The 24,636-nt window shown below is 61.1% G+C and carries 26 protein-coding genes and 2 tRNA genes; 19 read left to right on the top strand and 9 right to left on the bottom strand.

The genetic code is table 11. The features are described from left to right. Nucleotides 1-74 precede the first annotated feature (74 nt). The 10 genes from ybgC to J3A98_RS17670 all read left to right on the top strand — a co-directional run bounded on the left by ybgC (nucleotide 75) and on the right by J3A98_RS17670 (nucleotide 7,096). On the top strand, nucleotides 75-527 hold the full coding sequence (ybgC, locus tag J3A98_RS17715) for a tol-pal system-associated acyl-CoA thioesterase (protein WP_016711994.1): 453 nt from the start codon (nucleotides 75-77) through the stop codon (nucleotides 525-527). Between the two features lie 2 nt (nucleotides 528-529). After that, nucleotides 530-1,225: a protein TolQ gene (tolQ, locus tag J3A98_RS17710; RefSeq protein ID WP_010952367.1), complete on the top strand. Its 696-nt coding sequence runs from the start codon at nucleotides 530-532 to the stop codon at nucleotides 1,223-1,225. Between the two features lie 14 nt (nucleotides 1,226-1,239). Next, nucleotides 1,240-1,692: a protein TolR gene (tolR, locus tag J3A98_RS17705; RefSeq protein ID WP_003254760.1), complete on the top strand. Its 453-nt coding sequence runs from the start codon at nucleotides 1,240-1,242 to the stop codon at nucleotides 1,690-1,692. Further along, complete coding sequence (gene tolA, locus J3A98_RS17700; protein ID WP_209967590.1) at nucleotides 1,692-2,786, top strand: cell envelope integrity protein TolA; 1,095 nt, start codon at nucleotides 1,692-1,694, stop codon at nucleotides 2,784-2,786. Before tolR ends, tolA begins: the two co-directional genes overlap by 1 nt. A 26-nt stretch (nucleotides 2,787-2,812) precedes the next feature. Beyond that, nucleotides 2,813-4,084, top strand: coding sequence for a Tol-Pal system beta propeller repeat protein TolB (tolB, locus tag J3A98_RS17695; protein WP_021783335.1), 1,272 nt, complete (start codon nucleotides 2,813-2,815; stop codon nucleotides 4,082-4,084). Between the two features lie 54 nt (nucleotides 4,085-4,138). After that, nucleotides 4,139-4,639: a peptidoglycan-associated lipoprotein Pal gene (pal, locus tag J3A98_RS17690; RefSeq protein WP_003254755.1), complete on the top strand. Its 501-nt coding sequence runs from the start codon at nucleotides 4,139-4,141 to the stop codon at nucleotides 4,637-4,639. Between the two features lie 6 nt (nucleotides 4,640-4,645). Next, nucleotides 4,646-5,452: a tol-pal system protein YbgF gene (ybgF, locus tag J3A98_RS17685; RefSeq protein WP_176685098.1), complete on the top strand. Its 807-nt coding sequence runs from the start codon at nucleotides 4,646-4,648 to the stop codon at nucleotides 5,450-5,452. Between the two features lie 168 nt (nucleotides 5,453-5,620). Continuing rightward, nucleotides 5,621-6,268 carry a 7-carboxy-7-deazaguanine synthase QueE gene (queE, locus tag J3A98_RS17680; RefSeq protein ID WP_003254753.1) on the top strand — a complete coding sequence of 216 codons (648 nt, stop codon included), beginning with the start codon at nucleotides 5,621-5,623 and terminating at the stop codon, nucleotides 6,266-6,268. Continuing rightward, nucleotides 6,268-6,960 (top strand): 7-cyano-7-deazaguanine synthase QueC, encoded by a 693-nt coding sequence (queC, locus tag J3A98_RS17675; RefSeq protein ID WP_209969899.1) that lies wholly within the window; start codon nucleotides 6,268-6,270, stop codon nucleotides 6,958-6,960. Before queE ends, queC begins: the two co-directional genes overlap by 1 nt. A gap of 60 nt (nucleotides 6,961-7,020) precedes the next feature. Continuing rightward, nucleotides 7,021-7,096 (top strand) — tRNA-Lys (locus tag J3A98_RS17670). 83 nt (nucleotides 7,097-7,179) lie between these two features. Here J3A98_RS17670 and J3A98_RS17665 read toward each other — a convergent pair. The 3 genes from J3A98_RS17665 to J3A98_RS17655 all read right to left on the bottom strand — a co-directional run bounded on the left by J3A98_RS17665 (nucleotide 7,180) and on the right by J3A98_RS17655 (nucleotide 11,773). Continuing rightward, entirely contained in the window at nucleotides 7,180-8,139 is a 960-nt protein-coding gene (locus J3A98_RS17665) for a cation transporter (RefSeq protein ID WP_209967588.1), read from the bottom strand. A gap of 148 nt (nucleotides 8,140-8,287) precedes the next feature. Beyond that, the gene (gene mcpU, locus J3A98_RS17660; protein ID WP_209967586.1) at nucleotides 8,288-10,354 is read right to left on the bottom strand and encodes a methyl-accepting chemotaxis protein McpU; all 2,067 of its coding nucleotides are present in this window, start codon (nucleotides 10,352-10,354) and stop codon (nucleotides 8,288-8,290) included. Nucleotides 10,355-10,420: 66 nt separating this feature from the next. Further along, nucleotides 10,421-11,773 carry an APC family permease gene (locus J3A98_RS17655; RefSeq protein ID WP_209967584.1) on the bottom strand — a complete coding sequence of 451 codons (1,353 nt, stop codon included), beginning with the start codon at nucleotides 11,771-11,773 and terminating at the stop codon, nucleotides 10,421-10,423. 445 nt (nucleotides 11,774-12,218) lie between these two features. On the opposite strand from J3A98_RS17655, the gene J3A98_RS17650 reads away from it, so the two are divergent. Next, the gene (locus tag J3A98_RS17650) at nucleotides 12,219-13,727 is read left to right on the top strand and encodes a YdgA family protein (protein ID WP_209967582.1); all 1,509 of its coding nucleotides are present in this window, start codon (nucleotides 12,219-12,221) and stop codon (nucleotides 13,725-13,727) included. A 274-nt stretch (nucleotides 13,728-14,001) separates the two neighbouring features. Then, on the top strand, nucleotides 14,002-15,060 hold the full coding sequence (nadA, locus tag J3A98_RS17645) for a quinolinate synthase NadA (protein ID WP_003254747.1): 1,059 nt from the start codon (nucleotides 14,002-14,004) through the stop codon (nucleotides 15,058-15,060). 108 nt (nucleotides 15,061-15,168) lie between these two features. Here the strand turns inward: nadA and J3A98_RS17640 are convergent, their stop codons facing one another. Then, the gene (locus J3A98_RS17640; RefSeq protein WP_209967580.1) at nucleotides 15,169-16,605 is read right to left on the bottom strand and encodes a M48 family metalloprotease; all 1,437 of its coding nucleotides are present in this window, start codon (nucleotides 16,603-16,605) and stop codon (nucleotides 15,169-15,171) included. A gap of 122 nt (nucleotides 16,606-16,727) precedes the next feature. Between J3A98_RS17640 and J3A98_RS17635 the strand changes: the two genes are divergently transcribed. Further along, nucleotides 16,728-16,967, top strand: a complete 240-nt coding sequence (locus J3A98_RS17635) for a sulfurtransferase TusA family protein (RefSeq protein WP_021783344.1) — start codon at nucleotides 16,728-16,730, stop codon at nucleotides 16,965-16,967. 20 nt (nucleotides 16,968-16,987) lie between these two features. Continuing rightward, nucleotides 16,988-18,058: an AI-2E family transporter gene (locus J3A98_RS17630; RefSeq protein ID WP_021783345.1), complete on the top strand. Its 1,071-nt coding sequence runs from the start codon at nucleotides 16,988-16,990 to the stop codon at nucleotides 18,056-18,058. Between the two features lie 117 nt (nucleotides 18,059-18,175). Here the strand turns inward: J3A98_RS17630 and J3A98_RS17625 are convergent, their stop codons facing one another. Then, nucleotides 18,176-18,649 (bottom strand): peroxiredoxin, encoded by a 474-nt coding sequence (locus J3A98_RS17625; RefSeq protein WP_003254742.1) that lies wholly within the window; start codon nucleotides 18,647-18,649, stop codon nucleotides 18,176-18,178. A gap of 11 nt (nucleotides 18,650-18,660) precedes the next feature. Beyond that, complete coding sequence (locus J3A98_RS17620) at nucleotides 18,661-19,221, bottom strand: glycine cleavage system protein R (protein ID WP_003254741.1); 561 nt, start codon at nucleotides 19,219-19,221, stop codon at nucleotides 18,661-18,663. 259 nt (nucleotides 19,222-19,480) lie between these two features. Between J3A98_RS17620 and dapA the strand changes: the two genes are divergently transcribed. The 5 genes from dapA (at nucleotide 19,481) to J3A98_RS17595 (ending at nucleotide 23,186) form a co-directional block, all read left to right on the top strand. Continuing rightward, nucleotides 19,481-20,368 carry a 4-hydroxy-tetrahydrodipicolinate synthase gene (gene dapA / locus J3A98_RS17615; RefSeq protein ID WP_176685091.1) on the top strand — a complete coding sequence of 296 codons (888 nt, stop codon included), beginning with the start codon at nucleotides 19,481-19,483 and terminating at the stop codon, nucleotides 20,366-20,368. Nucleotides 20,369-20,383: 15 nt separating this feature from the next. After that, nucleotides 20,384-21,505, top strand: a complete 1,122-nt coding sequence (gene bamC / locus J3A98_RS17610) for an outer membrane protein assembly factor BamC (protein ID WP_209967578.1) — start codon at nucleotides 20,384-20,386, stop codon at nucleotides 21,503-21,505. Then, the gene (locus J3A98_RS17605; protein ID WP_209967576.1) at nucleotides 21,506-22,264 is read left to right on the top strand and encodes an MBL fold metallo-hydrolase; all 759 of its coding nucleotides are present in this window, start codon (nucleotides 21,506-21,508) and stop codon (nucleotides 22,262-22,264) included. A gap of 30 nt (nucleotides 22,265-22,294) precedes the next feature. Continuing rightward, nucleotides 22,295-23,005, top strand: coding sequence for a phosphoribosylaminoimidazolesuccinocarboxamide synthase (purC, locus tag J3A98_RS17600; protein ID WP_003254733.1), 711 nt, complete (start codon nucleotides 22,295-22,297; stop codon nucleotides 23,003-23,005). 91 nt (nucleotides 23,006-23,096) lie between these two features. Beyond that, nucleotides 23,097-23,186: transfer RNA gene (locus J3A98_RS17595), tRNA-Ser, on the top strand. A gap of 98 nt (nucleotides 23,187-23,284) precedes the next feature. Here J3A98_RS17595 and J3A98_RS17590 read toward each other — a convergent pair. The 3 genes from J3A98_RS17590 to J3A98_RS17580 all read right to left on the bottom strand — a co-directional run bounded on the left by J3A98_RS17590 (nucleotide 23,285) and on the right by J3A98_RS17580 (nucleotide 24,561). Beyond that, a complete protein-coding gene (locus tag J3A98_RS17590) occupies nucleotides 23,285-23,635 on the bottom strand; it encodes an addiction module antidote protein (RefSeq protein ID WP_176685088.1) in 351 nt (116 codons plus the stop codon). Continuing rightward, nucleotides 23,632-23,937, bottom strand: coding sequence for a type II toxin-antitoxin system RelE/ParE family toxin (locus J3A98_RS17585; protein WP_041168334.1), 306 nt, complete (start codon nucleotides 23,935-23,937; stop codon nucleotides 23,632-23,634). Before J3A98_RS17585 ends, J3A98_RS17590 begins: the two co-directional genes overlap by 4 nt. 351 nt (nucleotides 23,938-24,288) lie before the next feature. Further along, nucleotides 24,289-24,561, bottom strand: a complete 273-nt coding sequence (locus J3A98_RS17580) for a DUF3077 domain-containing protein (RefSeq protein ID WP_021783348.1) — start codon at nucleotides 24,559-24,561, stop codon at nucleotides 24,289-24,291. Nucleotides 24,562-24,636 lie beyond the last annotated feature (75 nt).

Here is a 24,636-nt window from a genome sequence, read left to right as displayed (position 1 = left end):
GCTGGCAATAAGACATTAATGAAGAAAAACAGTTGCCATAGCGGATTGGCAAGCTGAGGAGTAAGCACTAGAGTATGCGCGCGCAAAATCAGCTCGAACCGTTCGCACATCGGTGTCGCGTCTATTACGAAGATACCGATGCGGGCGGCGTGGTGTATTACGTCAACTACCTGAAATTCATGGAGCGCGCGCGCACCGAACGCCTGCGGCACCTGGGCTTTTCCCAGTCGCAGCTGGCTGAAGACAACCTGCTGTTCGTGGTCCACTCCAGCGAAGCGCGCTATCACGCGCCGGCGCGGCTTGATGACGAATTGCGGGTGACCGCGCAAGTACTTGAACTCAATCGCGCCAGCCTGCGTTTCGTACAGCAGGTGTGGCGGGAAAAGGATGAAACGCTGCTTTGCGAAGGGCAGTTCCTGGTGGCCGCCGTGCGCGCCGACACTTTCAAACCCCGAGCCATACCCCCCCAGCTGCGCGACGCCTTTGCGGCGGACGGCTCGGGTAATCAATCGAATGCAGGAGAATAAGCGTGGAAGCTAACGTCGTCGACCATACCTCCATGTGGAGTCTGGTCAGCAATGCCAGCGTGGTGGTACAGCTGGTAATGCTGACCCTGGTGGCCGCCTCGGTCACCTCATGGATCATGATCTTCCAGCGCAGCACCATGCTGCGCGCCGGTCGTCGTGCGCTGGATGCCTTCGAAGAGCGCTTCTGGTCGGGCATCGACCTGTCCAAGCTGTACCGCCAGGCAGGCAGCAACCCAGACCCGGACTCCGGCGTGGAGCAGGTGTTCCGTGCCGGTTTCAAAGAGTTCTCGCGCCTGCGCCAGCAGCCGGGTGTTGACCCGGATGCCGTCATGGAAGGTGTTGGCCGTGCCATGCGTGTGGCCATCTCGCGGGAGGAAGAAAAACTCGAGCAAAGCTTGCCGTTTCTGGCCACCGTTGGTTCGACCAGCCCGTACATCGGCCTGTTCGGCACTGTGTGGGGCATCATGAACTCCTTCCGTGGCCTGGCCAGCGCCCAGCAGGCCACCCTGGCCACCGTTGCTCCGGGCATCGCCGAAGCGCTGATCGCTACCGCCATCGGCCTGTTCGCGGCAATCCCGGCTGTCATTGCCTACAACCGTTTCGCCGCGCGCAGTGAAGTGCTGATCGGCCGTTACTACACCTTCGCCGACGAGTTCCAGGCGATCCTGCACCGCAAAGTGCACACCAGCGAAGAGTAATCAGGTAGAAGCCCATGGCCCGAGTTCGCCACAAACGCAAGCCCGTCGCCGAGATGAACGTGGTGCCCTACATCGACGTGATGCTGGTGCTGCTGGTCATCTTCATGGTGACGGCGCCCATGCTCAACCAGGGCGTGAAGGTCGACCTGCCCAAGGTTTCCAGCGAAGCCTTGCCGCAGGACAACAACGTCCAGATCCTCACCATCTCCATCAAGGCCGATAAAACCTATTACTGGAACCTCGGCAGTGAAGTCGATACCGACAAGCAGATGGACAAGGCCATGACCTTGCCGGCCATGACCGACGCCGTCACCAAGATCATTGCTGCCGGCCGTGACCAGGGCAAGCAGACCCAGGTGTTCATTCGTGGCGACAAGGCTGTCGACTATGGCGCGGTCATGGGTGCCATGGGCGGGTTGCAGAAGGCCGGTGTCGGTAACGTTGGCCTGATTACCGAGGCGCCCTGATGCAACAGCGAGAGCCATCCGCCTCGGAAAGCTACTTCTGGCCCAGTGTCTGGGCCATCGGCCTGCATGTGCTGGTGTTCGCCCTGCTGTTCGTCAGTTTTGCCATGACGCCTGAGCTGCCGCCATCCAAGCCGATTGTTCAGGCTACCCTGTATCAGCTCAAGTCCAAGAGCCAGGCGACCACCCAGACCAATCAGAAAATTGCCGGGGAGGCGAAGAAAACCGCTTCGCGCCAGACCGAAGTCGAGCAATTGGAACAGAAGAAGGTCGAGCAAGAGGCCGTGAAGGCCGCGGAACAAAAGAAGGCCGACGCTGCTCAAAAGGCCGAAGAGGCTCGCGAGGCGGCTGAAGCGAAAAAAGCCGAGGCCGCTGAAGCTGCCAAGGAAGCTGCCAAGGCTGCCGAGGCGAAGAAAGCCGCCGAAGCCAAGAAGGCCGATGAGGCGAAGAAAGCCGCCGAGAAGCAGCAGGCCGACATCGCCAAGAAAAAAGCCGAAGAAGAGGCCAAGAAAAAGGCCGCTGAAGAGGCGAAGAAACAAGCCGCCGAGGACGCCAGGAAGAAGGCAGCCGAAGAGGCCAAGAAGAAAGCAGCCGAGGACGCCAAGAAGAAAGCGGCGGCCGAGGATGCGAAGAAGAAGGCAGCTGAAGAGGCCAAGAAGAAGGCCGCTGCAGACGCCCAGAAGAAAAAGGCACAGGAAGCGGCCCGCAAGGCGGCAGAAGACAAGAAAGCCCAGGCCTTGGCCGAGCTGTTGTCTGACACCACCGAGCGGCAGCAGGCACTGGCCGACGAGCAGGGCGATCAGGTGGCTGGCGACTTCGACGACCTGATTCGTATGCGCGCGGCCGAGGGCTGGGCGCGTCCGCCTTCCGCGCGCAAGGGCATGACGGTGACCCTGCAGGTCAGCATGTTGCCGGACGGTACCATTACCAGTGTCAGCGTGGCCCGTTCCAGTGGTGACGGCCCGTACGACAGTTCGGCAGTGGCTGCGGTCAAGAACATTGGTCGTCTGACCGAGATGCAGGGTATGAAGCCGAGCGATTTCAACCGTTATCGTTCGTTCAAGATGACATTTACACCTGAGGATCTAGCGTTGTGATTAAACGTCTGAGAGGACTGCTGGTCATGCTGTGCTGCGTGGCAGGCATGGCGGTGGCAGAGGAAAAGAACATCCTGGTCACCAGCGGCAGCGACCGGGCTACGCCCATCGCGGTAGTGCCGTTCGGTCTGCAGGGCGGCAGCGTGCTGCCGGAAGACATCGCCGACATCATCGGCAACGACCTGCGCAACTCTGGCTACTACTCGCCAATTCCGCGGCAGAACATGATCAGCCAGCCGTCGCAGGCCAGCGAAGTGATCTTCCGTGACTGGAAAGCGCTGGGAGCCCAGTACGTAATGGTCGGCAGCATCGTGCCGTCGGGCGGTCGCCTGCAGGTGCAGTACGCGCTGTTCAACGTCGCTACCGAGCAGCAAGTGCTGACCGGCAGCGTAGCGGGCAGCACCGACCAGTTGCGCGACATGGCGCACTACATTGCCGACCAGTCGTTCGAGAAGCTCACCGGCATCAAGGGCGCGTTCTCTACGCGCATGCTGTACGTGACGGCCGAGCGTTTCTCCACCAACAACACCCGCTACACCCTCCAGCGTTCGGACTATGACGGAGCGCGTGCGGTGACCCTGCTGCAATCGCGTGAGCCGATCCTGTCGCCGCGCTTTGCGCCGGATGGCAAGCGTATTGCCTACGTTTCGTTCGAGCAGAAGCGCCCGCGTATCTTCGTGCAGAACATCGATACTGGCCGTCGCGAGCAGGTCACCAACTTCGAGGGCCTGAACGGCGCGCCAGCCTGGTCGCCGGACGGTTCGCGCCTGGCGTTCGTGCTGTCCAAGGACGGCAACCCGGACATCTACGTGATGAATATGGCTTCGCGCCAGATCAGCCGTGTTACTGCAGGCCCGGGTATCAATACCGAGCCGTTCTGGGGCAAAGATGGCAACACCCTTTACTTCACTTCCGACCGTGGCGGCAAACCGCAGATTTATAAACAGTCGGTCAGTGGTGGTGGTGCCGAGCGCGTAACGTTCGTGGGTAACTACAACGCCAACCCGAAACTTTCGGCGGACGAAAAGACCCTGGTAATGATTCATCGCCAACAAGGTTTTACCAACTTCAAAGTGGCGGCACAGGACTTGCAGCGCGGAAGTGTAAAGATTCTGTCTGAAACAAGTCTTGATGAGTCTCCCACTGTTGCGCCAAACGGCACCATGCTAATCTACGCCACCCGCCAGCAGGGCCGGGGAGTCTTGATGCTCGTGTCGCTTAATGGCCGCGTGAGGCTCCCACTTCCTACCGCTCAAGGCGAAGTCAGAGAACCGTCCTGGTCCCCTTACCTGAACTGATTGCGGCGTAATACATTTTGCTTAACACACTGGGGTTTCATTAGGAGTTTCACGATGGAAATGCTGAAGTTTGGTAAATTTGCTGCGCTGGCCCTGGCCATGGCCGTAGCTGTAGGTTGCTCCTCGAAGGGCGGTGACAACGCAGGCGAAGGCGCTGCTGTAGATCCTAACGCTGGCTACGGTGCCAACACTGGCGCTGTTGACGGCTCCCTGAGCGAAGAAGCCGCCCTGCGCGCAATCACCACCTTCTACTTCGAATACGACAGCTCGGACCTGAAGCCAGAAGCCATGCGCGCTCTGGACGTTCACGCCAAGGACCTGAAAGCCAACGGCAACCGTGTTGTTCTGGAAGGTAACACCGACGAGCGCGGCACCCGCGAGTACAACATGGCTCTGGGTGAGCGTCGTGCGAAAGCCGTTCAGCGCTACCTGGTTCTGCAGGGCGTTTCCCCTGCTCAGCTGGAACTGGTTTCCTACGGCGAAGAGCGTCCAGTTGCTACCGGCAACGACGAGCAGTCCTGGGCTCAAAACCGTCGCGTAGAACTGCGTAAGTAAGTTCTTATGCGTATGTGCCGCCGTGTAGTAACCGTCCTCGCACTCAGCCTGCCGCTTGCGGCCTGGGCTGAGGTCCCTGTAGTAGATGACAACGCAGGCAGCTATCCGCCTGCGGGTTATGGCACGAGCGGCGCCTATGCCGGGTCAGGGGCTTCGGCCCCTGCCTCTGCACAGGGTCAGCTGTTCATGCAGCTGCAACAGATGCAGGATCAGATTTCCCGCCAGCAAGGCATCATCGAAGAGCTGCAAAACGATGTGTCGCGCATGAAGCAGGAAAGCCTGGAGCGTTACCAGGACCTGGACCGTCGCATCAACAGTGGCGCTGCGCCTGCCGCAACCCCTGACAATTCCTCCGGTGGTGGTGCGTCCAATGCCGCCCCCGATGCCGCAGCAGGTGCTGCTGCGCAACAACCGGCCGGCAGTAGCCAGCCCAGCGATCCGGCGAAAGAAAAGCTCTACTATGATGCTGCGTTCGACCTGATCAAACAGAAAGACTTCGACAAGGCCAGTCAGGCGTTCAATGCCTTCCTGCGCAAGTACCCCAACAGCCAGTATGCCGGTAATGCCCAATACTGGTTGGGTGAGGTGAACCTGGCCAAGGGCGACCTGCAAGGCGCCAGCCAGGCCTTTGCCCAGGTCAGCCAGAAGTACCCAAAGCACAGCAAGGTGCCAGATTCGCTGTACAAACTGGCTGATGTCGAGCGCCGTATGGGCCACACCGACAAGGTAAAGGGCATCCTGCAGCAGGTCATCACCCAGTACCCCGGCACCTCTGCCGCTCAACTGGCCCAGCGTGACCTGCAAAGGCTCTAGGCGTTGCCGCTGTACCGCTAGAAAGAAACCCGCGCCAGTCGCGGGTTTTTTCGTTAGAATCACTGCCCTTTTTTCGTAAACACGCTGCTGCGGATAACGCTATGTCGAGTCCGCGACAGTGCCTGACGGAGGCGGACAGCCTGTTTAGCTGTCACGCCCGTGGCGAGCATGCAAGACACATTACGCATCACCGAAGTCTTTTACTCTTTGCAGGGTGAGACGCGAACGGCCGGGCTGCCCACGGTATTTGTGCGCCTCACCGGTTGCCCCCTGCGTTGCCAGTATTGCGACAGTGCCTATGCCTTCAGTGGTGGTACCGTACGCACCCTTGATTCGATCCTTGAGCAAGTGGCCGGCTTCAAGCCGCGCTACGTCTGTGTCACCGGTGGCGAACCACTGGCCCAGCCCAACGCCTTGCCGTTGCTGCAGCGGCTGTGTGACGCCGGTTACGAGGTGTCGCTGGAAACCAGCGGCGCGCTGGATATTGCCGGCACCGACACCCGCGTCAGCCGTGTGGTCGACCTGAAAACCCCAGGCTCCGAAGAGTCGCACCGTAACCGCTACGAGAACATCGAGCAGCTGACACGTAACGACCAGGTCAAGTTCGTCATCTGTTCCCGCGAGGATTATGACTGGGCGGTATCCAAGCTGATCCAGTACAACCTGGCTGAGCGTGCCGGTGAGGTGTTGTTCTCACCCAGCCATCATCAGGTGAACGCCAGTGACCTGGCAGACTGGATCGTTGCTGACAACTTGCCCGTACGCTTCCAGCTGCAGCTGCACAAGCTGCTGTGGAACGACGAGCCCGGACGTTGATTGAGGAGCACGTACACATGACTGAAAAACGCGCAGTAATCCTGTTGTCCGGCGGCCTGGACTCAGCCACCGTGGTTGCCATGGCCAAAGCCGAAGGCTACAGCTGCTACACCATGAGCTTTGACTACGGCCAGCGTCATCGTGCCGAGCTGAACGCCGCTGCCCGCGTGGCCCGCGACCTGGGCGTGGTCGAGCACAAGGTGATTGGGCTGAACCTCGACGGCATCGGCGGTTCGGCATTGACCGACAGCAGCATCGACGTGCCGGAAGCGCCGGGTGAAGGCATTCCGGTCACTTACGTGCCGGCGCGCAATACTGTGTTCCTTTCGCTGGCCCTGGGTTGGGCAGAAGTGCTGGAAGCGTGCGACATCTTCATTGGCGTCAATGCCGTGGATTACTCCGGCTACCCGGATTGCCGGCCCGAGTTCGTCGAGGCCTTCGAGCGCATGGCCAACCTGGCGACCAAGGCTGGCGTAGAAGGGCAGGGCTTCCGCATCCAGGCGCCGTTGCAGAACATGAGCAAGGCTCAGATCGTGCAGGCTGGTATGGCCCGTGGTGTGGACTACAGCCTGACCGTTTCCTGCTACCAGGCCGACGATGACGGCCGCGCCTGTGGCAAATGCGACAGCTGCCGCCTGCGCGCCGATGGCTTCAAGGCAGCCGGTATCGAAGACCCAACGCGGTATTTTTGAACAAAGTTTGATGGGGTATTGATTTCTCGTTAGAAATCAGTATTATACGCGCCATCCAACGGGTCGTTAGCTCAGTTGGTAGAGCAGTTGGCTTTTAACCAATTGGTCGTAGGTTCGAATCCTACACGACCCACCATACTCAGTACGTCAAAGCCCGCAATCAGAAATGGTCGCGGGCTTTTTCGTTTTTTGGAATGCTGGGGCGCAAAGCGCCTCGATTTACTCGGCCCACTCAGGATCCCCGGTAAATACCACCGTCAGCCAACGGTCCGGCCCTTCGCCGCCTACCGCGTCGCCAATCTCGTTGCGCCAGGCATCCCATTCATCGATGGTCTTCGCCGCCATGGTTTTGGGCACGATGAAATACAGCTCAATCTCCCTCGAGCGCCCGACCTTGGCGACATAGGCGCGGTAAGACTGCAGGCCGTGGCGGGCGACGAAGGCCTTGGCCACTTCATCCACGTGCAGTTTGAGGTCGCCGGGGGTGACCAGGAAGATTTCAGACAGCGCCTGACGCACCACCGACATCGGCAACGGCACGATCACCAGGCACACCAGCGCCAGCACCGCCGGGTCGATGTACGGTGATACCCATTCAAGCGAAGTGCCCTGCACGGCATAGCCAAAGCAGAAGGCGATCAGTAGTGCGGCAGTGATGCTGGCCGACATCACCCAGCCCTTGACGTCCATGCGTACGAAGTCTGACTTCAGTTTGCGGTTGGCGCGGGCCTCGACGACGGCGATGGTCACGCAGGTGATCACCGTCAGCATTGCGTAGACCATGGCAATGCCGAACTCCAGGTGGCGCCCGCCTTGCAGCAGGCTGCTGACGGCGTTGATCAGCGCGTAGATGGCCACGCCGCTGAGCAGGATGCCGTTGAGCGCCAGTACCATGGGCTCCAGGTGCCAGAAACCCATGGTGAAGCGTTCGCGCAGCTTGCGCGACATCTGCACGCTGGTGGTGTGCGAAGTGATCAGCTTGACCACCACCAGCGACAGCCCGCTCATGCTGGCGTCGACCAGCGAGTAGACGCCGTCGAAGACGATGGAAAACGAGCCGGAGGCCAGGCCGAAGGCGATGCCGATGGTGGCGATGAACAGGGTGGCGGCGATCGAGGTGCGTAAAAGCCCTTGTTCGCTGGTGATGTCGAAGAAAGTGGATCGGGTTGCGGTTTGCATGAATAGTGCTCAGTAAAAACGATGATGCTGTGGTGTCTGTACCGGCCTCTTCGCGGGCAAGCCCGCTCCTACAGGGGCTGGCGCCGCCTACAAGAGCAGTGCAAATCCCGTGTAGGAGCGGGTTTACCCGCGAAGAGGCCCTCACAGGCTAGACGCGAAACTGCTCCATTAGCGCTTGCTGCTGGTTGGCCAGCCGGTTCAGGGCTTGGCTGATGCGTGCTGATTCATCGGCCTGCCCGGCCAGTGATTCTGTCACGTCTCGAATGCCGGCCACGTTACGGTTCACTTCCTCGGCCACCGCGCTCTGCTCTTCCGCCGCCGAGGCAATCTGCAGGTTCATGTCGCTGATGACCGCCACCGCCTCGCCAATGCGCTGCAGTGCTGGCAATGCCTGCTCCATGCGTGCGGCGCTGTCCTGGGCCTGGCGTTGGCCTGCATGCATGGCCCCGACAACGTCCTGTGTACCTTGTTGAAGGCCTTCGATGACCTGGCGAATTTCCTCCACCGAGACCTGCGTGCGCTGGGCCAGGCCGCGGACCTCATCGGCAACCACGGCGAAGCCACGCCCGGCTTCGCCTGCGCGGGCCGCTTCGATGGCGGCATTCAGTGCCAGCAGGTTGGTTTGCTCGGCAATGGTGCGGATCACTTCAAGCACCGAGCCGATTTGCCCGCTGCGGTCTTCCAGTGCGCGCGCCTCGTCCATGGCAGTGTTCATGCCTGCGGCCAGGCGGTCGATGCCCTGGCGCGTGCTGTCCACCAGTTGCAAGCCTTCCTGGCTGGCCTGATCCGCAGCACGTGCGGCCTGGGCCGCCTGCGAGGCGTTGTGGGCGACATCCAGGGCTGTAGCGCTCATTTCGTTGGCCGCTGTGGCCACCTGTTCGATTTCGCGGTGCTGTTGCTGCATGCCGTTGCTGGTCTGGCTGGCAATGGCGGCCGATTGGTCGGCGGTGTCGCGTGCCTCCTGCAGCGACCCTTTGACCTGGGCAATAGTCGGTTGCAACTTGTCGAGGAAGCGGTTGAACCAGCTGGTGAGCTGGCCCAGTTCATCCTGGCGGGCGTAGTCCAGGCGGCAAGTAAGGTCGCCCTCGCCACTGGCAATGTCTTCCAGGCGTGCAGCCACGGCCAGGATTGGCCGGCTAACGCCGCGCGCGGTCAGCCATACCAGCAGCAAGCCGGCGATTGCCGTGCCAAGGCCTATCAGCAGGCTGATGCGGTTGGCGTTCTGGTTATGGGCATCAAGGCGCTGGTTGAGGGCTACGGCAGGGGCCTGCAGCACGCTTTCCGGCAACTCCAGCAATACCTGCCACTGGGCTGTGTCAGGGATGGGCATGAAGGGGTGGGCCACGCGCAGCAGCCCGTCGGCTACCGCCTTGTCCATGGGCTTGCCGAGTGCGCTGTCGTCGCGACTGTTGCCGGCCAGCAGGCCGGCGGCGGTGGCGATGCTCACCTGGCCCTGGCCGTCGAACAGATCGCGGCGGCCGTCCACACTCAGTTGCTGCAGGTTGGCCAGGCCGATGTCAATGCCGACCACGCCGATGACCTTGCCGTGTTCCAGCAATGGTAGGGCGATGCTGGTCATCAGCACCTGGCGTCCGTTGACCTCGTCGAGGTACGGCTCGAGCATGCAGGTTCTGGCGGTGTCCTGCGGGCAGGTCAGCCAGCGGTTCTTCGCCGCGCCGTTGCTGCCAATGCTGTTGTCACCGAGCATCGTTTCCGGCATGGCTTCAAGTTCCAGGGTGCCGGGGCTGGGTTGTGACCAGTACAGCGAGAAACGCCCGCTCTCATTGCTGCCCACGGCGTCCTGGCCGAGGTACTGGCTGTCCTGCTGGTCCAGGGCATTGGGCTGGAACACCAGGTACAGACCGATCACATCCGGATTGCCGGCCAGGCTGGCACGCGCCTGGCGGGTCAGTTCGGCGCGCAGGTCGCTACCACCACGGGCCTTCAGCACTTGCACCAGGCGGGCAAACCCATTGCCGTACTGGTAGGCGTCCATGAAGTAGCGCTGGATACGCAAGGCCTGGGTTTCGGCTTGGGCCTGCAGGCGCTGGCGGGCGCTGTTTTCAAGCATGGCAGTGTTGGCCTGGTTGACCAGGGCAGCGCTGCGATGCGCCTGGGTCAGCGAGGTGGCTACCAGCAAGGCGACAATGGCCAGCAGGCACAGCCCGGCGAGCAGGGTGATCTTCCATTGGATGGAGAGGCGACGCAGCGGCATGAGGGCTTTCCTTATCGGTCAAGTACAACGCCCGCGGTCAGGCGCGGGCGTTGTGGGCAGCAGGGTTCATTCGGCGACATAGTTGGGTGGTGCCGAGCGGAAGGCTTTGGTCAGCCAGCCCAGGTAGACCAGCCCGAGCGCAGCCCAGATGCCGCCAAACATCAGCGAATGTGCGTTCAGGTCCAGCCATAGCGAGACGATGATGCAGAAGCCGATGGTAGGCAGTACCAGGTACTTCAACTGGTTGGACAGGCCTTTGCGATTGCCTTCACGCAGGTAGCAGTGGTTGATCACCGACAGGTTGACGAAGCTGAACGCGACCAGGGCGCCGAAGTTGATGATCGAGGTGGCAGTCACCAGGTCGAAGAAGATCGCCGACAGCGAAATGACGCCGACCACGGCAATGTTCAGCACGGGTGTCTTGTAGCGCGAATGCAGGCGGGCGAAGACCCTGGCCGGGATCACGTTGTCGCGGCCCATTACATACAGCAGGCGCGACACGCTGGTTTGCGAGGCCAGGCCCGAGGCGATGGTGTTGATTACGGTGCAGGCGATGAAGATTGACTGGAATAGCTTGCCGCCAACGTACAGGGCGATTTCCGGCAGGGCCGCTTCCTGGTCGTGGAAACGGGCCATGGTCGGGAAGTAGGCCTGGATGAAATACGACACAGTGATGAACACCACGCCGCCGATCAATGCGGTGAGGAAGATCGCCCGGGGGATGGTCTTGGCCGGGTCGCGGGTCTCCTCGGACAGGCAGGTGACAGCGTCAAAGCCCAGGAACGAGAAGCACAGGATGGTCGCACCGGCGGCCAGGGCGCTGAACTGGGTCTGGCTGTCGGCGAACGGTATCAGGCTCCAGGTGGTACCCAGCCCTTCACCATGGTCCAGGCCGCGCACGCACAGGTAGATGAACACGGCGATGATCGCCACCTGCACACCCACGAACAGCAGGTTGAAGTGCGCCACCAGGTTCACGCTGCGCATATTGATCAGGCTGATCAGGGTGACGAAGCCGGCCACCCACATCCACTCCGGCACTTCCGGGAACATGGCTGAAAGGTAAAGCTTGGCCAGCAGTGCGTTGACCATTGGCAGCAGCAGGTAGTCCAGTAGCGAAGACCAGCCGACCAGGAAGCCCACATGCGGGTTGATTGCGCGTTGGGTGTAGGTGTAAGCCGAACCCGACTGCGGAAAGCGCTTTACCAGGGTGCCATAGCTTACGGCGGTGAACAGGATGCCGGCCAGCGCCAGAATGTAGGCGCTGGGTACGTGGCCGGCGGTAATCCCGCTGACGATGCCGAAGGTGTCGAACACGGTCATCGGGGTCAGGTAGGCCAGGCCGATGATGATCACGTGCCAGAGGCGCAGGGTTTTGCGGAGTTGGCCGTTGCCGGAAGCGCTCTGGTCAGGCTGCATGCTGGCATGGCTCCTGCTGCTGGGCGTAAACGACGGGCACGGTGTATTGCGCATGCGGCAAGGGCGAGCGGATGGGCTCCATATTGTTCACCTTTTATGTTGGAGCGGCGGGAGGCGCGGGGGAGCGCGCAAAGTGGTGAAAATAAAAAACGATGGGTAGGTGGGTGTCAAGTTAAACATGACAAGATGTTGCTAAATTGAAATATTTATCGATTAAATACGGGTTTTGTTCGGTTTTTGCGCGTTTATTTGCGATTATGATCAACTGGCGTGTTCGTAAAAATTAACGAATCCTTTGCTTGCTTGCCTCGGTGTCAGACGTGTCCGAAAAATGGCATTTCTCGACCTGGGCCAGCGCTCGGTCCAATCGGGGGTGGTACTCTTCGTTTTCTGCGTGGCCTCTGGCCGCCTTCGAAGCCCTTACGGACAGCAATCGGTTCTATTCATGAAGAAATCAGTTGGCATCCTTTCCGGCCTGGCTATCGCCATTGCCGTCGCAACTACCGCAGGCGCCTGGTACACCGGCAAGCAGCTGCCTGCAGAGCTGGACAACGCCCTTGCACGCAGCAACGCCGAACTCGGAAAGGCCCTGGTCAGTACCGGTGGTAGCATGAGCATCGAGCGTGTGTCGCTGGAGCAGCATCTCTTCAGCAGTACTGCCCAGTACCGGCTCAAGGCTCGCGACATCAACGTGGGTGAGGGCGAAGTGATCAATTTTGACGTGGGCGTGACCGACCAGATCGAGCACGGCCCGTTTCCCTGGTCCAGGGTCAGGGCGCTGAAGCTGATGCCGGTAATGGCGGTCAGCAACAGCACGCTGCAGAAGGATGAGGCCGTCGCGCCATGGTTCGCCGCTGCGGGTGAAAAGGCCCCGATCAGTGCGCAGACCAGCCTGGGTTACAGCGGCAGTGTGGTCAGCCAGGTTCAGCTGGCGCCGCTCAAGTTGGATGAAGCGGATGGCAACAGCCTGGACTTCTCGGGCATGCAGTTCGAAGTCAGCGGGGACAAGGAGGGCAAGGCCTCGACGTTCCACGGCCAGGCCGACAGTCTCGTGATTAAAAGGGTGCAAGACGACCAGCCGCCGGCCACGTTCGAGCTCAAAGGGCTGAAGTTTGGCGGTAACCTCGCAGCCACCGCGCACGACGCCATCTATGTGGGCAACGTCGATCTGGCGTTGGCTGAAACCAAGGTCACACTTGGGCCGAAACAGCAGGTGCTGTTGATCAAGGGGCTGGAGCAGAAGGCCTTGCAAACCCTCGAGGGCGCGGACACCGTGGGTGGCCGCGCGGAGTACAAGGTCGGCGACATCAGCTGGGATGGCCGCGCGGTAGGCAAGGCGCAGATGGCGGTGAGCGTGACGTCTGTCAACGCCCCGGCGCTGCAGGCATTGTCGAAGTGGTACCAGTCGCACTTGCCGGAGTTCGAGGCCGCCAGTGCGGCTGGCCAGCCGGTGCCGCAGATCCAGATGGACGATGCCGAAAAGGCCCGCTTCCAGGGTGACTTGCAGAAATTGCTGGCCGCCAAGCCCAAGCTGGCGGTGGAAAACCTGTCGTTCAAGACCGCCAATGGCGAGAGCCGCTTCAACCTGTCGATGGACCTTGCCGCGCCGACCAGCTTCGACCTGCCGCCGGACCAGCTGAGCAAGCAGATTATCACTGAGGTGAAAGGCAAGCTGTCGCTGTCCAAGCCGATGATTGGTGACCTGGCGACCTTGCAGGCATTGCTGGATGGCCAGACCGACACCCAAGCGATAGCCATGCAGTCGAGTCAGGCGGGGGAGATGGTCGGCATGATGGCGTTGCAGAGCGGCATGGCTATCGTGCAGGGCGATGATGTGGTCAGCAGCCTGCACTATGCCGATGGCATGGTCGAGTTCAATGGCAGAAAAATGACCGTGGAAGAATTTGCCATGTTCATGGCGGCGCATCTGGCGGCCCTGTCGCCGCAGGGGTGATGGTTTCTCCTGTTGCGGCCTCTTCGCGGGTGAACCCGCTCCTACAAGGATTTCACAGTGTAGGAGCGGGTTTACCCGCGAAGAGGCCAGTACAGGCAACACAAAAACCACTTTAGTAATCGCTGGATTGTCTGTAGCCTTCGGCCTCCGATAATAATCCGCGCCCGCAGAGGGCCGTGGCGGTCAGTGTGCCGTCCGGCACCCTTAGCCGATCTGCCAGGGCCGGGTGATACACTCGATTTGACGCGCAAGCGCGCCTGCAGGTCCAGCGATCATGACCCAGATTTCCGAACGCCTTTTGGTTCAGGCCCACCTCGACGCCAAGCAGCCCAACCCGCTGACAGCCGAGCAGGAGGCCGAATACCGTGCGGCCATCGCTGCCGAGCTCAAAGCCCAGAATGCGGTGCTGGTTGCCCACTATTACTGCGACCCGGTCATCCAGGCACTGGCTGAAGAAACCGGCGGCTGTGTATCCGACTCTTTGGAAATGGCCCGTTTCGGCAAGAACCACCCGGCCGAAACGGTCATCGTGGCCGGTGTGCGCTTCATGGGCGAGACGGCAAAAATCCTCACCCCGGAAAAGCGCGTGCTAATGCCGACCCTGGAGGCCACCTGCTCGCTCGACCTGGGCTGCCCGGTAGAAGAGTTCTCGGCCTTCTGCGACCAGCACCCTGAGCGCACCGTGGTGGTCTACGCCAACACGTCCGCAGCGGTGAAGGCACGCGCCGACTGGGTAGTGACGTCGAGCTGCGCGCTGGAAATTGTCGAAAGCCTGATGGACAACGGCGAAACCATCATCTGGGGCCCGGACCAGCACCTGGGCCGTTACATCCAGAAGCAAACCGGTGCCGACATGCTGCTGTGGGACGGTGCCTGCATCGTTCACGAGGAGTTCAAGTCGCGCCAGTTGGCCGACATGAAGGCGCTGTACCCGGATGCTGCGATCCTGGTGCACCCCGAGTCGCCGGAAGCGGTGATCGAGTTGGCCGACGCGGTGGGCTCCACCAGCCAGCTGATCAAGGCTGCCCAGACCCTGCCGAACAAAACCTTCATCGTCGCCACCGACCGCGGCATCTTCTACAAGATGCAGCAGCTGTGCCCGGACAAGGAATTCGTCGAAGCCCCCACCGCCGGCAACGGCGCGGCATGCCGCAGTTGCGCGCACTGCCCGTGGATGGCGATGAACACCCTGGAGCGGGTGCTGGATTGCCTGCGTAACGGCACCAACGAGATTTTCGTCGACCCGGCGCTGGTGCCCAAGGCGATCAAGCCGCTTAATCGCATGCTGGACTTTACCCAGGCGGCGCGGCTGAAGCTGTCTGGTAATGCCTGACGCCAGACCGCGTCATACTCTTCGCGGGCTCGCCCGCTCCCACAGATATTGCACCGTTTACCAAGGCGGTGGAGTACCTGTGGGAGCGGGCTTGCCCGCGAATCGCCTTCAGCGCCCCATCATTTCCTGAACCATGCGCCGCTGCTCCATGATCTCGCGCTGGCGCTGGTCAATCTGTGAGGCCAGCGGGAAGTTACCGCCTGCCCGACGCTTGGCGTAATCCAGCTGCTGGATTGCCTGGTCAAAGTCGCCGACCAGCGTGAAGTACTCGGCCCGCGCCCGGTGCAAGCCAATGGTATTGCCCGACAAGCCACGCACCTCGGCCATGTCGTACCACACATCCGGGTCATCCGGCCGACTCTTCACCAGCTCGTTCAACACCTTCTCGGCCTCAGCCGGCTTGTTCTGTTTCACCAGCAGGTCGGCACGCACCTGTTTCAACGGGTAGTTGCCCGGGTACAGCCCCTGCATCCGCTCAGCGCGCTGCTGGGCGTCGGCCAGGCGGTTGTTGGTGATGTCCAGGTCGATCTGTGCCAGGTTGTAGGTGATGTCGTTGGGCGCCTTGGCCAGCAGCGGCTTGAGCATTTCACGCGCCTCGTTCAATCGCCCACCCTTGATCTGCGCCAAGGCCAGGCCATAACGTGCAGCGTCCAGCTTTGGGTCTTCGTCCAGTTGGGCACGGAAGCGTTTGGCGGCAAGCCCCGGTGTGCCCTCGTAGATCAGTGCCACCCGGGCGCGGATCAGTTGGTAGCGCATGCTGTCTTCAATGCCACCCTTGGGCGCCTGGTCGGCGCGGTTACGGGTGTCGGCAATACGTGATTCGGTCACCGGGTGGGTCAGCAGGAATTCCGGCGGTTTGGCGTCATACCGGTACTGGCGTGCCAGGCGCTCGAACATGGTCGGCATGTTGCGTGGATCGTAGCCGGCCTTTTCCAGGTTCTGGATACCGATGCGGTCGGCTTCCTGTTCATTCTGGCGCGAGAAGCGCCGCTGCTCCTGAATGGCCGCTGCCTGGGTGCCGGCAATCATGCCGATGCCCGCATCGCCGGCGCCACCTGCGGCCAGCACGATGCCGGCCAGCAGCGCCGCCATCATCGGCAGCTGCATGCGCTGCTGAGCCTCGACACCCCGCGCGAAGTGGCGTTGCGACAAGTGCGCCAGTTCGTGGGCCAGCACCGAGGCATATTCGCCCTCGGTCTGGGCGTTGAGGAACAGCCCACCGTTGACCCCTACAATGCCACCCGGGGCGGCGAAGGCGTTCAGCTCGCGGCTGTCGATCAGGATGAATTCCAGGCGCCGGTCCTGCAGCTGGCTGGTTTCGGCCAGCTTGTACACGCTGGTTTCGACATAGTCCTTGAGCTGTGGGTCATTGAGCTGATTGACCTGGCCGCGCAGCAGGCTGAGCCAGGCGCGGCCCAGTTGGTGCTCCTGTTGCGGCGAGACGATCGCAGAACTGGCATCACCCAGTGATGGCAGGTCGTCAGCATGGCCGGGAAGGGCCATCAGGCAGGCCAGCGTCAGCAGGGTAGGGCGCAGTAGATTCATGCATGAAGCTCGCGTCGGATCAAAGATACCTACTGTAGCGGGCTCACACGTTGACGACCAGTGGCGCTATCCTAGCCAGCCATGCCAGGAAGCAGCCTGGCGACGCCTTTGGAGACCCTGCGATGAGTAACACCCTGACCTGCGACGCCGAACTGGACGCCAGCGGGCTGAATTGCCCTTTGCCACTGCTCAAGGCCAAGATGGAGCTCAATCGCCTGGCCAGTGGTGCGGTGCTCAAGGTCATCGCCACTGACGCAGGCTCGCAGCGCGACTTCCGCACTTTCGCCCAGTTGGCCGGTCATACCCTGCTGCATGAAACGGCCGAGGCCGGTACCTACACTTACTGGCTGCGCAAGGCCTGAGTCTTTTCCAAGGATCGTCAATGTTCAAAGTCTTTCGCGACTGGGTGCAGCGCTACTTCTCCGATGAGGAAGCAGTGGTGCTGGCGGTCCTGTTGTTCCTGGCATTTACCGCAGTGCTCACCCTGGGCGGCATGCTCGCGCCGGTGCTGGCGGGCATGGTGCTGGCGTTTCTGATGCAGGGGCTGGTCAACGCCCTGGAGCGCGTGCGGGTACCGACACGGCTGGCAGTGATGCTGGTGTTCGCCCTGTTCATGGGCGCGCTGGCGGTGTTCATGCTGGTGCTGGTGCCGTTGCTGTGGCACCAGCTGATTACGCTGTTCAACGAGCTGCCGGGGATGCTTGGCAAGTGGCAGTCGTTGTTGCTGCTGCTGCCGGAGCGGTATCCGCACCTGGTGTCGGACGAGCAGGTGTTGCACGCCATCGAGTCGGTGCGCGGTGAAATTGGCAAGTTTGGTCAATGGGCGCTGACCTTCTCGCTGTCCAGCCTGCCACTGCTGGTCAATGCCATGATCTATCTGGTGCTGGTGCCGATTCTGGTGTTCTTCTTCCTGAAGGATCGCGAACTCATTGGCCGCTGGGTTAGCGGCTACCTGCCGCGCCAGCGCACCTTGCTGAGCCGGGTGGGCAGCGAGATGAACCGGCAGATCGCCAACTACATCCGCGGCAAGGGCATCGAGATCTTGATCTGCGGCATTGCCACTTACATTGCCTTCATCAGCCTGGGGCTCAATTACGCAGCGCTACTGGCCTTGCTGGTGGGGCTGTCGGTGGTGGTGCCTTACGTGGGCGCGGTGGTCGTGACTGTGCCGGTCACCTTGATTGCGCTGTTCCAGTGGGGCTGGGGCGACCAGTTCATCTACCTGATGACGGTGTACGCGATCATCCAGGCGCTGGATGGTAATGTGCTGGTGCCGCTGCTGTTCTCCGAAGCGGTGAGCCTGCACCCGGTGGCGATTATTTGCGCGGTGCTGCTGTTTGGCGGGCTATGGGGGTTCTGGGGGATTTTCTTCGCCATCCCGCTGGCGACGCTGATCAAGGCCGTGCTGGATGCGTGGCCCAAGCAGGAGCCTAGCGTTTCACCGATGCTTTGAATGTAATTGGGGCCGCTCTGCGGCCCTTCGCGGGCACGCCCGCTCCCACTGGGCCCTGCACAATTCCAGTGGGAGCGGGCGTGCCCGCGAAGGGCTGCAAGGCAGCCCCATTCAATTTCAAGCCTTGTTCAAGGCTTGGGCGGCCGCCAATACGGCATCCACATGCCCGGGCACTTTCACGCCACGCCATTCCTGGCGCAGCACCCCGTCCTTGTCGATCAGGAAAGTGCTGCGGTCAACGCCCATGTATTCCTTGCCATACAGCTTCTTCAGCTTGATCACGTCGAACAGCTGGCACAGGGCCTCGTCCTTGTCGCTGATCAGTTCGAACGGGAAGCCTTGCTTGGCCTTGAAGTTCTCGTGGGACTTGATGCCATCACGCGACACTCCGAATACCACGGTGTTGGCCGCGGCGAAGGCGTCATGCTGGTCGCGGAAGCCCTGGCCCTCGGTGGTGCAGCCTGGGGTGCTGTCCTTGGGGTAGAAGTACACCACCACCTGCTGGCCCTTGAGTTCGGCAAGGCTGACGGTTTGCCCGCTGGTGGCCTGGGCCTGGAAGTCGGCGACAGGTTGATCGAGTGCTACAGCCATGATCGGTTTCCTTACATTGGGTTCTGTGGCCGCCATGGCTCGATCAGTGCGTCGAGGTTCAGGGCATCGGCAAAGTCCAGGAACTGGTCGCGTAGCCAACTGATCTGCGTGCCTGCTGGCAGAATCACGGTGAACTGGGCGTTGAGCATGCTGCTACCGGTTTGCGGTGCCAGGTAGGTGTCGCAGGTCATGGCTTCCAGCTCGACGCGGTGGTCGAGGAAGAACTGGCACAGCTCGTTGATGATGTCGGGGCGGTAGGCAGCGCTGACGTAGGCCACATACGGAAGGGCCTGCGGGCGCACTTCCTGGTCGGCGCTGCGGACCACGTCGAGGGTCAGGCCGTGCTTCTTGCCCAGGCCTGGCAGGGTGGATTCGAGGCGTGCCAGGGCGTCCCAGCTGCCGCCAACCTGCAGCACCAGAGCGCTGGTCTCGCCGTGGCGGCTCAGGCGCGAGGTGACCACCGCGCAGCGGTTTTCGAAGGCAGCGCGGCTGAGGACGTTGGCCAGCTCCATGGGGTTCGGGCCCAGGGCACTGATGACAAGGAATTGTTCGCGGACGGTGGGGGTGGACATGCAGCATTCCTAAAGCGATGAGCGGTCGGCACAGGACGGGCAAAAGCCTCCTGTCGGCAGGGCCCGGGGCTCGCATGCGAGGTCTTGGACGCTGGCGGGGAGCAAGGTCGACGGCCCGGCGGGCCGCGCTGCACCGATCAAAGGGCCAAGGGTAGCGAAATAAGCCGCCGAGGGGAATGCTCCACCCGCCTGCTTCGCTTGTGCAAGGTCGATGCCCCCAGTACCATTACCGCTCTCTTTTTCCGGCAGGAGCAGTTACATGATTGCGGGCAGTATGGTGGCATTGGTCACACCCATGGATGCACAAGGGCGTCTTGATTGGGCTAGCCTCGACAAACTTGTAGACTTCCACCTGGAAAACGGCACCCATGCGATCGTCGCTGTCGGCACCACCGGTGAGTCCGCCACGCTGGATGTCGAAGAACACATCCTGGTCATCAAGCATGTGGTCGAGCGCGTCAAGCACAGCAAGAAGCCGATTCCGGTCATCGCCGGCACCGGTGCCAACTCCACCGCCGAAGCCGTGCACCTGACCCAGAACGCCAAGAACGCTGGCGCCGACGCCTGCCTGCTGGTAGTGCCGTACTACAACAAGCCGACGCAAGAAGGCCTGTACCAGCACTTCAAGCACATTGCCGAAGCCGTCGACATCCCGCAGATCCTCTACAACGTTCCCGGCCGCACGTCCTGCGACATGCAGGCCGAGACCGTGATCCGCCTGTCGACCGTGCCGAACATCATCGGCATCAAGGAAGCCACGGGCGACCTGGCCCGCGCCAAGGCCATCCTCGATGGCGTCAGCAAGGACTTCATCGTCATGTCCGGCGACGATCCGACTGCCGTCGAGCTGATCCTGATGGGGGGCAAGGGCAACATCTCCGTCACCGCCAACGTCGCTCCGCGCGAAATGGCCGACCTGTGCGAGGCCGCCCTTGAGGGCAATGCCGAGAAGGCCCGCGCAATCAACGAAAAACTCATGCCGCTGCACAAAGACCTGTTCTGCGAGTCCAACCCGATCCCGGTGAAATGGGCGCTCGTCGAAATGGGCCTGATGCAAAAAGGTATTCGCCTGCCCCTGACCTGGCTGAGCGAAGGCTGCCACGAAAAAGTCCGTACTGCCTTGCGCCAGTCCGGCGTACTGGTTTAAGAGGAAGTACACCGCATGAAGCGACTGGCTGGTCTTTCCGCCCTTGCCCTGATTATCTCCAGCACCAGCGGGTGTGGCTGGCTGTGGGGCGAGGATGGCTATTTCCGCGACCGCGGCAGTGACTACCTGCAGGCCCACCCGACCGCGCCGATGCAACTGCCGCCGGACGCCAGCAACGTCAAGCGCCTTGACCCGCTGCTGCCGATTCCGCGTAACGTCGCTGACGATAACGTCGCGGGTGAGTTCGAAGTGCCGCGCCCGCAACCGCTGACCGGCGGTGCCGCCCAGCTCACCGACTACAGCCTGCAGCGCAGTGGCAGCAGCCGTTGGGTACTGGCCCAGCATTCGCCAGCCGAAGTGTGGCCGGTAGCCCGGCAGTTCTTCGAGGACAACGGCTTCCGCATTGCTGAAGAGCGTCCGCAGACAGGTGAGTTCAATACCACCTGGCAGCGTTTCGATGAGCTGTCGGCATCGCTTGGCCAGCGTCTGGCCAGCACTGCCAGCAGCGGTGACAGCGAGGTGCGTGTGCGTGTGCGCATGGAGCCTGGCGTGCAGCGCAACACCTCCGAAGTGTATGTGGTCAGCGTCGAGCGCCCGGCGGGCAGCACTGCCGATCCTGCGTTCCCGTCCACCTCCAGCAATACCGGCACCGATGCCCTGCTGGTCGACGAAATGCTTGCCAGCATGAACCGCAGCGCCGAGAAGGGTGGTTCGGTGTCGCTGCTGGCCGCGCGCGATTTCGACGCACCCAGCCGCGTCAGCCTGAGCGAAGACGGCAGCGGCAACCCGGTACTGTATCTGGGCTCCGACCTGGACCGCGCCTGGTCTGGCGTGGGCCGTGCCCTGGAGCAGGGTGGCGAATGGCGTGTTGAAGACATCAACCGCAGCCTGGGCCTGTACTACATCAACCTGTCCGAGAAGCCTGACGACAAGCAGAACCAGCCTGGCTTCTTCAGCCGCCTGTTCGGCAGCGAGCCGACCAAGGAAGAGCGTGAAGCCCGTGCCGAGCGTTACCAGGTTCGCCTGAGCAAGGTGGGTGAGACCGTGCAGGTCACGGTCGAGAAGAACATCAACACCGTGGCTCCGGCCGATGTCGCCCGCCGCGTGCTGAGCGCCATTCAGGACCACCTGGGCTAAGTGCGCTTCGCGGTACTCGGAAGCGGCAGCCAAGGGAACGGCACGCTGATCGCCAGTGGTGACACGTTCATCCTGGTCGATTGCGGTTTTTCCCTGCGCGAAACCGAGCGGCGCCTGGCGCTGCTCGGTGTGTCGGCGGCCCAGCTCAGTGCGGTATTGGTCACCCACGAACATGCCGACCACGTGCATGGGGTCGGCTTGCTGTCACGGCGCTACAATGTACCGGTCTACCTCAGCCAAGGGACCTTGCGCGGCATGCGCAAGCCGGTCGAGGTGGCCGGTTTTCTCGCTTGTGGCCAAAGCCTGCGCATCGGGAGCCTGGAAGTGACCGCAGCGCGGGTCGAGCACGATGCTTACGAGCCATTGCAGTACGTGGTGAGCGATGGTCAGCGGCGTTTTGGCATGCTTACTGACCTGGGCTCGTACGACGCGCTGCTGTTGGAGCGTTACCAGGGCCTGGATGCACTGCTGATCGAGGCCAACCACTGCCGCGACCTGCTGGCGCGCGGCCACTATCCGGCCTTCTTGAAGCGGCGGGTGGGTGGCATGCAAGGGCATTTGAACAACCACCAGGCCGCGCGCCTGGTGCACGAGTTGGGCTGGAACAACCTGCAACACCTGGTGCTGGCCCACCTCAGCAGCAAGAACAACCTGCCACACTTGGCCCGCCAGTGCTTCGTCGACACCCTTGGGTGCGACCCGGACTGGCTCCAGGTGGCGAATCAGGAACACGGGCTCGACTGGCGCGAAATCGCCTAGCCCAACACCTCAAGCAAGCGGAGCCCAATCATGGAAAAACGCGAAGAACTTTACCGCGGCAAGGCCAAATCGGTTTACAAGACCGACGACGCCGACCGCTTGATCCTGCTGTTCCGTAACGACACGTCGGCGTTCGACGGCAAGCGTATCGAACAACTCGACCGCAAAGGCATGGTGAACAACAAGTTCAACGCCTTCATCATGCAGAAACTGGAAGAAGCCGGCGTGCCGACCCAGTTCGACAAGCTGCTGGGCGACAACGAGTGCCTGGTGAAGAAGCTGGACATGATTCCGGTCGAGTGCGTGGTGCGCAACTACGCTGCCGGCAGCCTGGTCAAGCGCCTGGGCGTGGAGGAGGGCATCAAGCTGGAGCCGTCCACCTTCGAGCTGTTCCTGAAGAACGACGAGAAGGGCGACCCCTTCATCAACGAATCCCACGTTGTCGCGTTCGGCTGGGGCACCGCCGAGCAACTGGTGGAAATGAAGAAGCTGTCGTTGAAGGTCAACGAAGTGCTGAGCAAGCTCTTCGATGACGCCGGCCTGCTGCTGGTCGACTTCAAGCTGGAGTTCGGCGTATTCCACGGCCAGATCGTGCTGGGCGACGAGTTCAGCCCGGACGGCTGCCGCCTGTGGGACAAAGAAACCCGCAAGAAGATGGACAAGGACCGCTTCCGCCAGGGCCTGGGCGACGTGATCGAAGCCTACGAAGAAGTTGCCAAGCGCCTGGGCGTGCCGCTGTAAGCGACGCGTTCACGCAAGCGCCTGATACCACGCGGTTTTTTTGAAAAAAAGATTTGCGTTTTAAAAGAACGCTGGTATGATGCGCGGCATTGGAGAGATGCCGGAGTGGTCGAACGGGACGGATTCGAAATCCGTTGTACTGGCAACAGTACCTAGGGTTCAAATCCCTATCTCTCCGCCATACAAGATCAAGCCCCTGGAAGCGAAAGCTTCCGGGGGCTTTTTCGTTATGGAAGGCAAAGATTTACAGCCAGCATGCTAATTGCCCGAGCGGTTAAATCAAGAGCCCGGAAGCTTCTCGAGCGGCCTGACCGTGAGCTCTACACCTAAGGCAACCATCAGTTTTTGAATAGTAGCGAAACGGGTCTTTTCTCCGCCCTTCAGCGTTTTATAAAGAGACTCTCGATTGACCCCTGCGTCTTGCGCAAACTGATTCACGCCCTTGGCTTTTGCCACTTCACCCAATGCATGCATCAGGGTTTGAGCGTCATTAGCCTTCATTGCCTCTGCCAGAAATGCCGCGATGGTTTCCGGGCTGTCGAGAAACCGGGAGGCCTCGAAGCGTTTTGTTTTGCTCAAATCCAGATCAAGGATTGGCATGTCTTGCGGCGAAATTTTTTTGCTCATCATTTTTTACCTCTTAAAGCATCAAAAATTTCCTTTGCTCGTTTGATGGCTCTGCGTTGATCTGTTTTATCGCTACCGTAGAGCATCAGGTAGCGGATTGCGCCCGTTCGAACGAAGTAGATTCGATATCCGGGGCCTACAAATACGCGCATCTCACTGATACCCTCGCCAACGGATTCGATATCACCGAAGCAATCGTTTTCTGCTCGGGCAATCCTCAAGGAAACAGCACCTCTGCCAATTGGATCTTTTAGGCCATCTAGCCAATCGTCAAATTCAGACGTTGTGTCTATCTGATTCGGCATGCATTGAATGTAGCCTACTGGCTACTCCTTGTCGATGAGTGAGCGGCCGAGTGGGCCTGCGGCTCTATAAACGGAGTGGGTTGCCCATTACGCAACGGGTGTATACGCCTGCAGCGATGTTCGCCTCCCATCGTCGGCGCTTGGTTTGGCCGCGACGTGATGAGGCTAGGGCGCGAGCGGAGCGCTGGCAACGGATAGCGCGGGTTTGCTGAGCGTTTGGGAAATGGACTACATGGCGGTAGAGAATGTCGCACTCCAGCTGTCAGCGTGGGGGCTCGCTTAGGTGCGCTTGCGACATGATGCAATCGGTGAAGCCCCGGGATATTTTGCGTTTCCAGGGCTTCCTCGTACTTACTTTTTCATCATCCCCAACTCAGCATCATCCAACAACGCCTTGGCCATTGCGCTCAGGTAATGCGAGGCCCAGATCAGTTTCTGGTCGCCGTCCATCAGGCCGGTGATGATCAGGTCGCGCACGTAACCCATCAGTTCGGAAGCCTGTTCGCGGGCGTCCTGGCAGGGGATGCCGGGTTCGATGCGGAACAGCGGGTGGGTGTTGTTTTCGCCTTGGTAGAAGCAGGTCTTGCCGACTGTGGTGGGTTCTGGTGTGTTGTCGGTGGGCATTGTTTTGTTTCCCTGGATTCTGGGTTGCCTGGGCTGGCCTCTTCGCGGGCTCGCCCGCTCCCACAGGTACTGTGC

Source organism: Pseudomonas sp. BP6 (assembly GCF_017875935.1).
Classification (GTDB): Bacteria; Pseudomonadota; Gammaproteobacteria; order Pseudomonadales; family Pseudomonadaceae; genus Aquipseudomonas; species Aquipseudomonas putida_Y.
The sequence above is the reverse complement of the archived record's forward strand: the minus strand, read 5'-3'. Positions and strand labels throughout refer to the sequence as shown.

Coding starts and splice junctions, on each gene's coding strand:
- tolA (WP_209967590.1), top strand. CDS start 1,692: ATGCAACAGCGAGAGCCATCCGCCTCGGAAAGCTACTTCTGGCCCAGT.
- J3A98_RS17630 (WP_021783345.1), top strand. CDS start 16,988: ATGTTCAAAGTCTTTCGCGACTGGGTGCAGCGCTACTTCTCCGATGAG.
- J3A98_RS17640 (WP_209967580.1), bottom strand. CDS start 16,605: ATGAATCTACTGCGCCCTACCCTGCTGACGCTGGCCTGCCTGATGGCC.
- J3A98_RS17635 (WP_021783344.1), top strand. CDS start 16,728: ATGAGTAACACCCTGACCTGCGACGCCGAACTGGACGCCAGCGGGCTG.
- J3A98_RS17585 (WP_041168334.1), bottom strand. CDS start 23,937: ATGCCGAATCAGATAGACACAACGTCTGAATTTGACGATTGGCTAGAT.
- tolB (WP_021783335.1), top strand. CDS start 2,813: ATGCTGTGCTGCGTGGCAGGCATGGCGGTGGCAGAGGAAAAGAACATC.
- J3A98_RS17590 (WP_176685088.1), bottom strand. CDS start 23,635: ATGATGAGCAAAAAAATTTCGCCGCAAGACATGCCAATCCTTGATCTG.
- ybgC (WP_016711994.1), top strand. CDS start 75: ATGCGCGCGCAAAATCAGCTCGAACCGTTCGCACATCGGTGTCGCGTC.
- J3A98_RS17620 (WP_003254741.1), bottom strand. CDS start 19,221: ATGTCCACCCCCACCGTCCGCGAACAATTCCTTGTCATCAGTGCCCTG.
- queE (WP_003254753.1), top strand. CDS start 5,621: ATGCAAGACACATTACGCATCACCGAAGTCTTTTACTCTTTGCAGGGT.
- bamC (WP_209967578.1), top strand. CDS start 20,384: ATGAAGCGACTGGCTGGTCTTTCCGCCCTTGCCCTGATTATCTCCAGC.
- J3A98_RS17625 (WP_003254742.1), bottom strand. CDS start 18,649: ATGGCTGTAGCACTCGATCAACCTGTCGCCGACTTCCAGGCCCAGGCC.
- J3A98_RS17655 (WP_209967584.1), bottom strand. CDS start 11,773: ATGCAGCCTGACCAGAGCGCTTCCGGCAACGGCCAACTCCGCAAAACC.
- mcpU (WP_209967586.1), bottom strand. CDS start 10,354: ATGCCGCTGCGTCGCCTCTCCATCCAATGGAAGATCACCCTGCTCGCC.
- purC (WP_003254733.1), top strand. CDS start 22,295: ATGGAAAAACGCGAAGAACTTTACCGCGGCAAGGCCAAATCGGTTTAC.
- dapA (WP_176685091.1), top strand. CDS start 19,481: ATGATTGCGGGCAGTATGGTGGCATTGGTCACACCCATGGATGCACAA.
- nadA (WP_003254747.1), top strand. CDS start 14,002: ATGACCCAGATTTCCGAACGCCTTTTGGTTCAGGCCCACCTCGACGCC.
- J3A98_RS17665 (WP_209967588.1), bottom strand. CDS start 8,139: ATGCAAACCGCAACCCGATCCACTTTCTTCGACATCACCAGCGAACAA.
- tolR (WP_003254760.1), top strand. CDS start 1,240: ATGGCCCGAGTTCGCCACAAACGCAAGCCCGTCGCCGAGATGAACGTG.
- J3A98_RS17650 (WP_209967582.1), top strand. CDS start 12,219: ATGAAGAAATCAGTTGGCATCCTTTCCGGCCTGGCTATCGCCATTGCC.
- ybgF (WP_176685098.1), top strand. CDS start 4,646: ATGCGTATGTGCCGCCGTGTAGTAACCGTCCTCGCACTCAGCCTGCCG.
- pal (WP_003254755.1), top strand. CDS start 4,139: ATGGAAATGCTGAAGTTTGGTAAATTTGCTGCGCTGGCCCTGGCCATG.
- J3A98_RS17580 (WP_021783348.1), bottom strand. CDS start 24,561: ATGCCCACCGACAACACACCAGAACCCACCACAGTCGGCAAGACCTGC.